Here is a 12,735-nt window from a genome sequence, read left to right as displayed (position 1 = left end):
GTCCTGGACAGGTGGCGCCAACGGTCGACGGCCGCATTCGCCCGACGGCAAGGCAGCGGGCCGCATGACGCCGTGAATACTCGCGCACCACGCGGACGCTGCCGCGGAACGCGGCGGTGAAAGCCAACGGAGAATTGGTTGAAAAGAGTGATCTCCATAGTCGTGACACTGGCGCTGCTGGCCTGGCTCGTCAGCGACTCCCGCTGGAAGATGGTCGGCGATGCCTTCAGCAGCATCACGCCTGGTTCGTTCGTGACTGTCACGCTCGCTCTGTTCGTTACCTATGTCTTGCGGGCGCTGCGCGTCTGCGATGAATTCCGCGACGAGGTGAATGGCCGTTTCGGAGCCTGCCTGCGCGTCATTCTGATCCACAATGCGATGATCAACGTCGTACCCTTCCGGGGCGGCGAGACGGCCTTTCCCTTGCTCCTGCGCCAGGTCTTCGGCGTGCCGATCATGCGCGCCAGCGCCTCGCTGCTGTGGTTCAGGCTGCAGGACGCTTTCGTCGTCGGCGTGCTGGCCCTGGCGGTGTGGCCGGGCCTGCATGCGGCGATAAGGATCGCTGGAATCGCCACCTTGATCGCTGCCGCTTGGTACCTGCCGCGCTGGGCGCGCGCGCCGCACGACTGGGCCGGGCGCGGCAGGATCGTGTCGAAGCTAGGCCTGCTTCGCGACACCTTCACCGAGGCGACCGGGCGCTCGCGTTACGGCTGGTGGTGGACGATCGCCAACTGGTCGCTAAAGCTCGCCGTGCAGGGATGGCTGCTGGCCCTGATACTGGGAACATCCTTCACGACGGCCTTTCCAGGCGTCGTCGGGGCCGAAGGCGCCGCGATATTGCCGGTGCAAGGCGTCGCCGGCTTCGGCACTTATGAAGCGGGAGCGGCGGCAGCGCTGCTCACGTCCGGAATCGCGATGAAGAGTGGTCTGCAGGCGGCACTGGCGCTGCACCTGTTCATCTTCTGCTCGGCTATCGCTACCGGCGCTATAGCCTGGCTGTTTCCCTCGAAATCGACGCTGTCAGGGACTCCGGCCGTCGGACCTGCAAGGAAGCCATCCCAATGAACATATTGCCCATCCCTGCTTCGGGGCTGCCGGACGGCGCGGTGATGCCGGACCATACGCTGTCCATCGTCGTGCCCATGTACAACGAGGCCGAAAACGTCGAGCCGCTGCTGACACGGATACACCAAGCGATGGAACGCTACGAGCAGCCGTGGGAGGTCGTGCTGGTCGATGACGGCAGCACAGACGCGACGGTGAGCGAGATCAGGCGCCTGGCTGCGCATTACGGCCCCCATGTGCATGCGGTCGAACTCGTGCGCAATTACAGGCAGACCGCCGCGATGCAGGCCGGCATCGACGCGGCGCGCGGCGATGTCATCGCCACCATCGACGGCGACCTGCAAAATGATCCCTTCGACATCCCGCGCATGGTCTACCGCCTGCTGAGCGAGGATCTCGATTTGGTGGTCGGCTGGCGCAAGGACCGCCAGGAGGGGCTTTTGATGCGCAGACTCCCTTCACGTATCGCCAATGCGCTGATTGCGCGCGTCACCGGCGTGCGCCTCAAGGACTATGGCTGCAGCCTCAAGGTCTATCGCGGCAGCGTCATCCGCAGCGTCAAGCTCTATGGCGAGATGCACCGCTTCATCCCGGCATGGCTCGCTACCGTGACCACCCCCAGACGCATCGCGCAGGAGGTTGTGACGCATCATGCCCGCATCCACGGCCAGTCCAAATACGGCATTTCGCGCACCTTCAGGGTCGTGCTCGATCTGGTGTTCATGTATTTCTTCATGCGCTATCGCACAAGGCCCGGACATTTCTTCGGCGGCATCGGCATCGCGCTCGGCGCGCTGGGTTCGCTCATACTTGCCTATCTGCTTTGCCTGAAGCTGTTTTTCGCGCAAGACATCGGAACACGGCCGATGCTGTTCACTGGCTTCTTTCTGCTGATAGCTGGAGTGCAGATGGTGACGTCGGGCGTGCTGGCGGAAATGCTGGCCCGCGTCTATCACGAGGCCAACGGATCATCGGCCTATGTCGCGCGTCCACGGCCGACGCCCGGCGACGATGACGGCTGGCTCCGCCCGGGCCGACCTTCATGAGGAGATCGGAACGCCATGGATATTCCATAGCCCCGAGCCCATGGCGGTCGAAGGGCAAGAGATAGGGCGCAACTCTGCGCCCACCTTCGACGCTGCCTCTGCCTATGCCCAGCAGCGCGGGCGCTCGCTGTTAATCACGATCGAGCCGTGGACCAGGTCGAAGGACTGGCGCATCACCCCGCCCCGAGCTGGGTGCAGGAAATGGTAGACAAGAGCGGTGGCTTCACCTGGGCCAACTGGGCACCCAAGGACTGGATTTCGCTTACGAGCGCGAAGTCGATGTCAGCCGCAAGGCTGGTTGCCCCTTCGCCTGCTCCGTTCTTGTTTTTGCATCGCCCAGACCGGCAAGGCGATCCACAAGCGCAAGTCGCCCGATGGCGAGTGGCACGTTTTCAGGAGCTCGCATCGGAACCGGTCGGACGAGTCCATGAAGTTGAATACGGCGACTACGTCACCCGGAAACAGAACCGGATCAGGGCAAGGCTTTAGAACTGTCATGCGAAAGCCGCCGGGCTGGAGCTGTTCATCGTTTCTCGCTTCGTTCTTGTGCAATTCGCCACGCGAAGCGCTGCGCGCTTTTCCCGGGATAGGTCCACACTTTCCGTGGGTTGCCCTACGCCTTGCGCTCCCAGCGGCGGTCCGCGGTTTGCTGCCAGTAGGTCACGGCGTGGCCCGCGTCCTTCATCGTCTTCCAATGCGCCCGGGCCATCTCGACCTGGGCCGCGTCATGGCCGTCGAACAGGAACACCGCACGCTCATAGCCGCCGAGGTCGGGCGGCGCCGCGCCGTCTATGAGGAACCTGATCTTGGCTTGGTTGGGATTGCCGTCGCCGGTGGTCAACAGGATTGGCTGTTCACCGGGGTAAGCTTCGCGATCGGTCGCGTGCGCCAGGAAGGAATCGTCGCGGAAAGTCCACAGATGCTGGTCGAGCGCGTCGCGCCGCTCCTCGGTGCCGGTCTGCACCACGGCGCGCCAGCCGCGATCGACACTGCGCTCGAGCAGGCCCGGCAGCGCATCCTCCAACGTCGATTCGGTCAGATGGTAGAACAGCACATCGGCCATGGATGAACGTCAGCTCTCGTAGTGATCACGCACCAGCCGGTCCAGCAGCCGAACACCGAAACCCGAACCCCAGGACTGATTGATCTCGTTCAACGGCGAGCCCATCGCGGTCCCGGCAATATCGAGATGCGCCCAGGGCGTGTCCTTGACAAAGCGCTGCAGGAACTGCGCGGCAATGATCGCGCCGCCGTAGCGGCCGCCGATGTTCTTCATGTCGGCGTTCTTGGAATCGATCAGCTTGTCATATTCGGCGCCGAGCGGCATGCGCCACAGCCGTTCCTGCGTTGAGTGTCCGGCCGCGGTCAGCCTTTGCGCCAGTTCGTCGTCATTGGAGAACAGGCCGGCATAATGCAGGCCGAGCGCAACCATGATGGCGCCGGTCAGCGTTGCCAGGTTGACCATGAATTTTGGCTGGAAGCGGTCGTTGCAGTACCACAGCGCGTCGGCCAGAACGAGGCGCCCCTCGGCGTCGGTGTTGAGCACCTCGATGGTCTGTCCCGACATGGAGGTGACGATATCGCCGGGGCGCTGGGCATGACCGTCGACGGCGTTTTCGACAAGACCGATGATGCCGACGACATTGGCCTTGGCCTTGCGCGCGGCGAGCGCATGCATCAACCCGGTCACGGCGGCAGCCCCGCCCATGTCGCCCTTCATATCCTCCATGCCCGATGCCGGCTTGATCGAATTGCCTCCGGTGTCGAATGTGACACCCTTCCCGACGAAGGCGACAGGCCTGTCCTTGGGCTTGCCACCGTTCCACTGCATGACAGCCATGCGGGCGCCTCGGGGCGAGCCTTGCGCGACGCCCAGCAGCGAGCCCATGCCGAGCTTCTTCATCTCCTTCTCGGTCAGGATCTCGACCTTGACGCCGAGCGCCTCGAGTTCCTTGGCGCGGGCGGCGAACTCGACAGGTCCCAGCACGTTTGCCGGTTCGTTGACGAGATCGCGCGCCAGAAGCACACCGTCGATCACCGCCTCGGCATCGGCGAAAGCTTTCTTGGCGCCTGCAGGATCGGCGGTATGAATGGTCACCTTGACGGGCCTTTTCGGGTCGGCCTTACCGCTCCCTTGGCCGCTCCCTTGGCCGCTCCCTTGGCCGCTCCCTTGACCGCCCCCCTGTCCGTCGTCCTTATCCTTCCTGGTCTTGTACTTGTCGAAGGAATAGCTGCGCAAAAGAATGCCCGCCGCGAGGTTCGCGGCGTCCTTGCCATCGGGCGAGGCGCCGGCAAGGTCGAGCACCACGGCCACGTCGGTTGCCTTGCGCAGCGATGCCGCAACGGTGCCGCCGAGCTTCAGCCAGGCATATTCGTCGAGCCCAGCGACCTTGCCGGCGCCGATCGCGACCAACCTGTCGAGCGACGTTGTTTGCGGCGCCAGGATTTCGACGATGCCGGCGAGCTTGCCGGTAAACTCCGCGATCGGGAAAGCCCGATCCAGCGTCTTGCCCGGGTCGTAAGCCCTGGCCGCATCGCTCAGGCCGCCATTATCCGCCGACAGCACGAAGACCGTGCCCTTCCTGCTCGCCGCCGCCTGGGGCGCGGCGAATTTCGCAAAGGCGATCGACGGTCTCGGGTTCATCATGTCCTGCTTTCGGGGATTGGGCGATTTTGCGCGAAGCGGTTTGAAGCGATCCGCGACATTTGGTCGTTTTCCTGCATTTGGCAAGACTTTGCCAAAATGGCTACCCATATGTGACGTGGAATCGAAGGCGATTCGTCGCGGCACGGCCCCGCTTCATGCCGCAACCTGTTGTTAACCATCGATGTTCGTCCTTTCTTATCCATTGCCGCCGACACTCCGACCCGCTGCGGCACGCGACGTGGGACGGGAACCGGATCGCCTGCCTGATGCAGCCCAACGGAGCCAGTTGTGCGGGCGTGGCCGGACAGCTACCCTTAGCGTGGTGGCATGATGCCGTTCGAGAAAATCGAGTAAAGCCTTCATGAAGGTCATTGAACGCTACATCATGCGCCGCACTTTCGTTGTCTTCATCGCAGCGCTGGTCTGGACGCTGGCCATCGTGTGGACGACGCAGGTGCTGGCCAAGATCAATCTGGTCACCGACAGCGGCCAGTCGGCTTTGACTTTCTTCGAGGTCGCGTCTCTCATTCTCCCGTCCATCGTTCCGATCGTCGTACCTTTCGCGCTCGTGGTGGCGGTCGCGCAGACACTCAGCGTGATGAATTCGGATTCGGAACTCGCGGTGGTCAATGCATCGGGTGCCTCGCGCTGGACCATCGTGCGGCCGATCATGCTGCTGGCGCTGGCCGCGAGCGTCTTTTCGTTCGCCGTGGACAACGGCATCGACCCCTATGCACGACAAAAGAACCGCGCCCTGGTGGCGGAGTCGCGCGCCGACCTTTTGTCGCTGATCATTCAGGAAGGCACCTTCCGCAAGATCGAGGAAGGACTGTTCCTGCAGATTGGCGAGCGGCTTCCCGACAACCGGCTGGGTGGCATCTTCGTCGCCGATTCCCGTGAGGAAGGCGTCAATCTCGTCTATTATGCCAAGACCGGCAGCATCATCGAGCGGGGCGGCGAAAAGGTGTTGATGATGAATGACGGCGTCATCCATCGCAAGACGCTGACAGGCGACCTCAGTGTCATCCGGTTCACGTCCTATGCCTTCGACATGTCGGCCTTTATGTCGGCGGCCAACCAGGTAACGCTCCTGCCAAAGGACCAGACCACCCAGTACCTGCTCAATCCAAGCCCCAACGACAAGAACTACCAGCAAAGTCCGCAGGAGTACCGGGCGGAGGTCGACCAGCGGTTTTCGGAATGGACATACTCCATGGTTTTCGCACTGATCGCGCTCGCGGTCGCGGGAGACGCGCGCTCGCATCGCGAGGCGCGCGTCAATCCGCTGATCACCGCCATCGCGATATCGCTGTTCGTACGCTGGCTGGGATTCTTCGCCGCGAGCAAGGCCGACGAGGTGCCGCAATATTCCTATGTGGTCTATGGCATACCGATCGCGGCTTCCGCGGTGGCGATCTGGTTCATCGTGTCGAACAGGACCATGGAACTGCCGGTTGCCTGGGCGGACTGGATGACAAACCTGGCCGGCCGCATCGGTGAAGGGTGGAATGCCCTCAAGGCGCGTTTGTCCAGGCGCGACACCTCGGGCCAGGGAGTCGGCTGATGGGCTGGACGCTGGGCCGTTACTTCTTCTTCCGTTACGTGGCGATCACGATCTGGTTCTTCATCGGCCTTCTGGCGCTGGTATTCCTGATCGATTTCACGGAATTGTCGGGCCGCACCACTGGCCTGCCGGGCTTCACCTATGGGACGGCGATGGCCATTTCAGGCCTTCGAATGCCCATGATCATGCTGCAGACGGTGCCGTTTGTTGGCTTGTTCTCGGCGATGGCGACGCTGGTTTCGCTCAACCGACGTTACGAACTCGTCATCGCGCGGTCCGCGGGCGTTTCCGCCTGGCAGTTCCTTTTGCCGTGCTGCATCGGCGCATTGCTGTTCGGCGTCGTGTCGGTCGGGATCATCAACCCGCTTGCCGCCCACGCTTTCTCCTTGTCCGAACAGATCGAGACCGAGCTGCGCTCCGGCAAGTCCAATACCGTTTCAGCCGATGCCGCGCCCTGGATTCGCCAGAAAACCAGTTCCGGCGACACGATCATCGGCGCGCGGGCCATCCTCGACCAGGGCCTGGAGATGGCCGATGCCGTGTTTTTCATCCTCGACCAGCAAGGCAACATCGTCGAGCGCAAGGACGCCGCACGGGCCTACCTGCGCGACGGCTATTGGGAATTGCAGGATGTAAAGACCTTCAGGAACGGCACCATCCAGCCCGTCGCGAGCGATCGTGTGCCGACCAATCTGAAGCCGGAATTCGTGCAGGAGCGGCTGGCGCGCCCGGAGACAATTCCCTTCTATGACCTGCCCGGAAAAATCGAGGTTGCCCGTTCCTTCGGCCTCAAGGCAAATGCCTTTGCCATGCAGTTTGATTCGCTGGTGGCGTTGCCGTTCCTGCTCGTCGCCATGACGCTGATTGCTGCAACAGTTTCAATGCGGTTTGCGAGGATGGGACAATCGGCAACGATGATTCTGGGTGGCGTCGTTGCCGGGTTTCTGCTTTATGTCGTTTCGGTGCTGGTGAAGGCGTTCGGCGTGGCGGGGTTCGTGCCGACAGCCATAGCCGCCTGGGTGCCGGTCGTGGTAGCTATGTTCTTCGGGGTGACTTTCCTGCTATACAAGGAAGACGGCTAGTGAGGGAGGCGTTTTTGCCCAGCGACAGGCAGGCCCATTTGGCGCGCCTTTATGCGGCGAGCGCCTTGGCGTGCCTGCTTGCCTGCGGCGTCCCGCTGCCGGCCTTCGCGCAGGAGGTCGGCAACTTGGCGACCACCGTTCCATCCGGTTCGCAGATGCTGCTGGCCGCTGACACGCTGGAATACAACAACGACAACCAGACCGTGACCGCCGTCGGCGGCGTGCAGATCGACTATGGCGGCAACCGTCTCGTCGCCCAGAAGGTCGTCTACAACCGCAACACCAAGCGGATGGTTGCCAGCGGCAATGTCGAGATCGTCAACAGCGACGGCACCAAGATCAATTCGCAGCACATCGACATCACCGACGATTTCGCCGACGGTTTCGTCAACGCGCTGCGCGTTGAAACGGTCGACAAGGCCTATTTCGCCGCCGAAAGCGCCGAACGCATGGGCGGTGTGCTGACCACCTTCCACAATGGCGTCTACACCGCCTGCGAACCTTGCGAGGACAAGCCCGACAAGGCGCCGACATGGCGCGTCAAAGCCAGGAAGATCATCTGGAACGGTGAGAAGAAGACTGTTCGCTTCGAGAACGCGAATTTCGAGTTCTTCGGCTTTCCACTGGCCTACCTGCCGGCGTTCGAGATCGCCGATCCCACAGTGAAGCGCAAGAGCGGCTTCCTGATCCCCAGCATCGGCTACAACAGCCATCTGGGGTACAGCGTCAAGGTTCCCTATTATTTCGCCCTTTCGCCGACATATGATCTGACTGTGACCGGAAGCGGTTACACCAAGCAGGGCTTCCTTGGCGAAGCCGAATGGCGCCAGCGCTTCAACAACGGCGAATACACATTTAAGGTCGCCGGGATCCAGCAGCAGAATCCGGACGACTTCCTCGACGGCGCCGCGTTCCCCTCGACCGCTGGCCACAATATCGATTCCGGTGCGGTGGGCGATCCGAACAAGTTCCGCGGCATGATGGGCACGCAAGGGCAGTTCGCCATCAACGAACGCTGGAATTTCGGCTGGGACGTGTTGCTGCAGACCGACAAGAACTTCTCGAATACCTACAACATCGCCAAGTACAATTCGTACGTCCATCAGTCCTCGGTCTACCTCACGGGCCTCAATGATCGAAATTATTTCGACGTGCGCGCCATGCATTTCGAGGTCCAGGAAGATACGCCCAACGACAATCCCGCCGCGCGAAGCGGTCAGCAGCCCTGGGTGCTGCCCTCGCTCGACTATGCCTATATCCCCGACACATCGGTCGCCGGCGGCCAGTTGTCGCTCAACGTCAATACGCGCGTCATCCGCCGCGAAGATCTCGACGAGGCTTTCAACACGCCATACGACTCTTCTACGTTTGCGCAGCGCGTGCGCGGTATCGAAGGCGAGTCCGGCCGCCTCACCGCTGAGGCGGAGTGGAAACGGAGCTTCGTCACCGATGACGGGCTGGTGTTGACACCGCTGCTGGCATTCCAGGGCGACGTTGACTACGTCCGAGCTTCATCAGCTTCGCTCGCGGCCATTCAGGAGATGGCCGCCAACCCTGTGATAAATACCAGCGAAGACATGCGCTCGTCCTTTGCCCGCTACATGGCGACTGCCGGGCTCGAGATGAGCTGGCCCCTGTTGTTCTCGCTGGCCAGCGGGTCGAGCCACGTTGTCGAGCCGATGGCGCAGGTGTTCCTGCGTCCGAACGAACAGTATGTCGGCGGCCTCTCCGTTCCGAACGAAGACGCGCAGAGCATGGTTTTCGATGCGACCACGCTGTTCGAGCGCGACAAGTTCTCCGGTTATGACCGTATCGAGGGTGGCTCGCGTGCCAATGTCGGGCTGCGCTATTCCGGCTCCTACATCAATGGCTGGGGCACCAATGCCATCTTCGGCCAATCCTATCAGATTGGCGGCGAGAACTCCTTCGCGGCACCCGACCTCGTCAATGTCGGAGCAAATTCAGGCCTTGAGACCACCAAGTCCGACTATGTCGGCCTGTTTGGCATAACCAGCCCCAATGGATTCGCGGCATCGGTGAGCGGCCGGTTCGACGAACAGAGCTTCGAGATCCGCCGCGCCGAGCTGAAAGCGGCCTATTCCGGCCTGCCGGTGTCGTTGAGCGCCAAGTATGCCTTCATCCAGGCCCAGCCGCTCTACGGTTTCACCAGCGACCGTCACGAGGTCACGCTCGGCGCATCCACGCATCTTGCCGAGAACTGGCGCGTGTTCGGGACAGGAACCTACGATTTGCAGGAGGGCCTGCTGGTCAAGGACGGGGTGGGCTTCGCCTACAACGATTCCTGCTTCACCTATCTGATGACGTACGCGCAGTCGCGTGACCTGAACACCAGGGAAGTGACGCAGAGCATCGGATTCAACCTCTCGTTCCGTACCCTCGGCGACTTCGGCTCGTCGAGCAACGGAGTCGACACCATCCAATAGGCGGCGACATCGTTTCGCCGCATAGGGCTGGCACGGATTCGCGCATCCGGAAGGGGACGGAACGGGCGGAGCCGGGAATAGAATTGGGATGCCAAGGATGAGGAAATACCTCTTTTCAGCAGGGTTCGCGTTGCTTGTGGCGGCGACATCCGTGTCGATGACCGTCATGACGCCGCCGGCTTTCGCCAGCGAGATCAAATACGTCGTCAACGACATACCGATCACTACCGGTGATATCGCCCATCGTGCCGCCTTCCTGAAGCTGCAGCGCAAAAAGGGTGATGCTGGCCAGGAAATGATCGACCAAACGCTGCGCCTCGCCGAGGCCAGGCGGCTTGGCATCCGCATCAACGATGCCCAGGTCGAGGCCGCTTATCAGCGCTTTGCCACCAACAACAAAATGCAGCTCGGCCAACTCGACGGCGTCATGGAAAAATCCGGTGTCGGCAAGGATCATTTCAAGGAGTTCATCCGCGCCCAGATGGCCTGGAATCAGGCCCTGAGCGCGCGCTACCGTTCCGGCGAAGGCGGCAGCGTGACCGAACAGGACGCGGTGCGACGCATGCTCGACAAGGGCGGCGCCAAGCCGAGCGCCATGGAATACATGCTGCAGCAGGTCATCTTCGTCGTGCCCGCGGCCGAACGCAGCGCGACGCTGGCCAAGCGCAAGCGCGAGGCCGACGCCATGCGCGCTCGCTTCAACGGCTGCAACACGACGCGCGAGTTCGCCAAGGGCCTTATCGACGTCACGGTTCGTGATCTCGGCCGGATTCTGGCACCGCAACTGCCGCCAGACTGGGCCGAGCAGATCAAAGCGACCAAGGTCGGCGGCGCCACCGTTACGCGCGAGACCGAACGCGGCGTCGAATTCATCGGCATTTGCTCTTCGCGCGAAGTGTCCGACGACAAGACCGCCCAGATGGTGTTCCAGAGCGAAGGTTCCAACGACAAGGCCGCAGACGATCTCAGCAAGAAATATGTCGACGAGCTGAAGGCCAAAGCCCGCATCGTCAAGCGCTGACGTGGGTAGCGCGATGACCGCGCTGGCGTTGAGTGTCGGCGACCCATCCGGTATCGGCCCTGAAATAGCCATCGCCGCCTTCCTTGCGCGTGACGATGTCGGCTTGCCCCCCTTCTATCTGCTGGCCGACCCGGCTGCGGTCGCCACACGCGCGCGCCACCTCGGCGTTTTGCTGCCCGTCGAGGAGGTGACGCCGGTGCAGGCGACCGAGGTCTTTGGCCACGCCTTGCCGATCGTCCCGCTGACGGCCCGCTTCATCGACAGCCCCGGCCGGCCGGACCCGGCCAATGCGGCCGGCATCGTCGAAGCGATCGACCGAGCGGTCGCCGCCTGCCTTGCCGGTGAGGCCGCCGCCGTCGTGACCTGCCCGATTGCCAAGAAGCCGCTCTACGATGCGGGCTTCCTTTTTCCCGGCCACACCGAATATCTGGCGCATCTCGCGGCTCGGCACAGCGGCGTCGAGGCGATGCCGGTTATGATGCTGGCAGGCCCGGACCTGCGCACGGTTCCCGTCACCATCCACATCGCCCTGGCCGAGGTGCCGAAGGCCCTGAGCACCGAATTGATCGTCGCTACCGCGCGCATCACCGCGGCCGGCCTTGCCAGCCGCTTCGGTATCGCCAAGCCGAGGCTCGCCATTGCCGGCCTCAATCCGCATGCCGGCGAAGGCGGCTCCATGGGCACGGAAGACGAGCATGTCGTGCGCCCGGCGGTCGACATCCTGCGCGCCGAAGGCATCGATGCTTTCGGCCCCCTGCCCGCCGACACGCTGTTCCATGCCCGGGCGCGAGCAGGCTACGACGCGGCACTTTGCATGTATCACGATCAGGCCTTGATCCCGGCCAAGGCGCTGGCCTTCGACGACGCGGTCAACGTCACGCTGGGGCTGCCCTTCATCCGCACCTCGCCCGACCACGGCACCGCCTTCGAAATCGCCGGCAAGGGCATTGCGCGGCCCGACAGCCTGATCGCGGCGCTGAAGCTCGCCAGAAAACTCGCCGACACCGACGCGAAGGCCGGGGCCTGATGAGCATCGATGGGCTGCCGCCGCTGCGCGACGTCATCGAGCGTCATGGACTGCAGGCGAAAAAGGCGCTTGGGCAGAACTTCCTGCTCGACCTCAATTTGACAGGCAAGATCGCGCGCAGCGCCGGCGACCTGACAAATGCCACGGTGATCGAGGTCGGGCCTGGGCCCGGAGGACTGACGAGGGCGGTGCTTTCCAACGGCGCCCGCCGGGTCGTCGCCATAGAACGCGACGAACGCTGCCTGGCAGCGCTTGCCGAAATCTCGGCTCATTACCCCGGCCGGCTGGAGGTGATTTCGGGCGACGCGCTGAAGACCGACTTCGCCGCTCTCGTCGCGGCGGCGGCTGGAGATAGTGGGCAGGTGCGGATCGTGGCCAATCTGCCGTACAACATCGGCACGGAACTGTTGGTTCGATGGCTGACGGTCACGGACTGGCCGCCCTTCTACGCCTCGATGACTTTGATGTTCCAGCGCGAGGTCGCCCAGCGCATCGTCGCAGCGCCCGACAGCGACGCCTATGGCAGGCTGAGTGTGCTCGCCGGCTGGCGCACGCAGGCCAGGATCGCCTTCGACGTGCCGCCTCAGGCCTTCACGCCACCGCCCAAGGTCACCTCTTCGGTGGTGCATCTCGAACCCCGCGCGACACCCCTGCCCGGCGATGTGAAGAAACTCGGTCGGGTCACGGAAGCCGCCTTCGGCCAACGCCGAAAGATGTTGCGGCAAAGCGTGAAAAGCCTTGGCGGCGAGGCCTTGCTCGAACGAGTGGGGATAGACCCGACACGACGCGCCGAAACGCTTAGCGTCGAGGAGTTCGTGCGGTTGACCAATGCGGTCTAG

General features: G+C 62.8%; 10 protein-coding genes and 2 pseudogenes. 10 read left to right on the top strand and 2 right to left on the bottom strand.

The features are described from left to right. The first annotated feature begins 147 nt into the window (after positions 1–147). The 4 genes and pseudogenes from ACVWWD_RS17525 to ACVWWD_RS17510 all read left to right on the top strand — a co-directional run. On the top strand, positions 148–1,065 hold the full coding sequence (locus ACVWWD_RS17525; protein ID WP_352546660.1) for a lysylphosphatidylglycerol synthase domain-containing protein: 918 nt from the start codon (positions 148–150) through the stop codon (positions 1,063–1,065). Positions 1,066–1,109: 44 nt separating this feature from the next. Next, positions 1,110–2,111 (top strand): glycosyltransferase family 2 protein, encoded by a 1,002-nt coding sequence (locus ACVWWD_RS17520; protein WP_352546661.1) that lies wholly within the window; start codon positions 1,110–1,112, stop codon positions 2,109–2,111. 82 nt (positions 2,112–2,193) lie between these two features. After that, positions 2,194–2,407 (top strand): annotated as a pseudogene (locus ACVWWD_RS17515) (beta-mannosidase); the annotation flags it as partial. A 2-nt stretch (positions 2,408–2,409) separates the two neighbouring features. Beyond that, positions 2,410–2,496: pseudogene (locus ACVWWD_RS17510) on the top strand (hypothetical protein); the annotation flags it as partial. A gap of 228 nt (positions 2,497–2,724) precedes the next feature. Here ACVWWD_RS17510 and ACVWWD_RS17505 read toward each other — a convergent pair. Continuing rightward, a complete protein-coding gene (locus ACVWWD_RS17505) occupies positions 2,725–3,174 on the bottom strand; it encodes a DNA polymerase III subunit chi (protein WP_023773406.1) in 450 nt (149 codons plus the stop codon). A gap of 9 nt (positions 3,175–3,183) precedes the next feature. Beyond that, positions 3,184–4,755, bottom strand: a complete 1,572-nt coding sequence (locus ACVWWD_RS17500; protein ID WP_352546662.1) for a leucyl aminopeptidase — start codon at positions 4,753–4,755, stop codon at positions 3,184–3,186. Positions 4,756–5,119: 364 nt separating this feature from the next. On the opposite strand from ACVWWD_RS17500, the gene lptF reads away from it, so the two are divergent. The 6 genes from lptF (at position 5,120) to rsmA (ending at position 12,735) form a co-directional block, all read left to right on the top strand. Continuing rightward, positions 5,120–6,322, top strand: a complete 1,203-nt coding sequence (gene lptF / locus ACVWWD_RS17495; protein WP_023782896.1) for an LPS export ABC transporter permease LptF — start codon at positions 5,120–5,122, stop codon at positions 6,320–6,322. After that, positions 6,319–7,404 carry an LPS export ABC transporter permease LptG gene (gene lptG / locus ACVWWD_RS17490; RefSeq protein WP_023795292.1) on the top strand — a complete coding sequence of 362 codons (1,086 nt, stop codon included), beginning with the start codon at positions 6,319–6,321 and terminating at the stop codon, positions 7,402–7,404. The genes lptF and lptG overlap by 4 nt, the downstream gene beginning before the upstream one ends. After that, a complete protein-coding gene (locus ACVWWD_RS17485; protein ID WP_023773402.1) occupies positions 7,404–9,848 on the top strand; it encodes an LPS-assembly protein LptD in 2,445 nt (814 codons plus the stop codon). The genes lptG and ACVWWD_RS17485 overlap by 1 nt, the downstream gene beginning before the upstream one ends. A gap of 88 nt (positions 9,849–9,936) precedes the next feature. Next, the gene (locus ACVWWD_RS17480) at positions 9,937–10,869 is read left to right on the top strand and encodes a peptidylprolyl isomerase (RefSeq protein ID WP_023773401.1); all 933 of its coding nucleotides are present in this window, start codon (positions 9,937–9,939) and stop codon (positions 10,867–10,869) included. 13 nt (positions 10,870–10,882) lie between these two features. Then, positions 10,883–11,896, top strand: a complete 1,014-nt coding sequence (pdxA, locus tag ACVWWD_RS17475; RefSeq protein ID WP_352546609.1) for a 4-hydroxythreonine-4-phosphate dehydrogenase PdxA — start codon at positions 10,883–10,885, stop codon at positions 11,894–11,896. Next, positions 11,896–12,735 carry a 16S rRNA (adenine(1518)-N(6)/adenine(1519)-N(6))-dimethyltransferase RsmA gene (rsmA, locus tag ACVWWD_RS17470; RefSeq protein ID WP_352546610.1) on the top strand — a complete coding sequence of 280 codons (840 nt, stop codon included), beginning with the start codon at positions 11,896–11,898 and terminating at the stop codon, positions 12,733–12,735. The genes pdxA and rsmA overlap by 1 nt, the downstream gene beginning before the upstream one ends.

The organism is Mesorhizobium sp. URHB0026, from assembly GCF_054059755.1.
The sequence above is the reverse complement of the archived record's forward strand: the minus strand, read 5'-3'. Positions and strand labels throughout refer to the sequence as shown.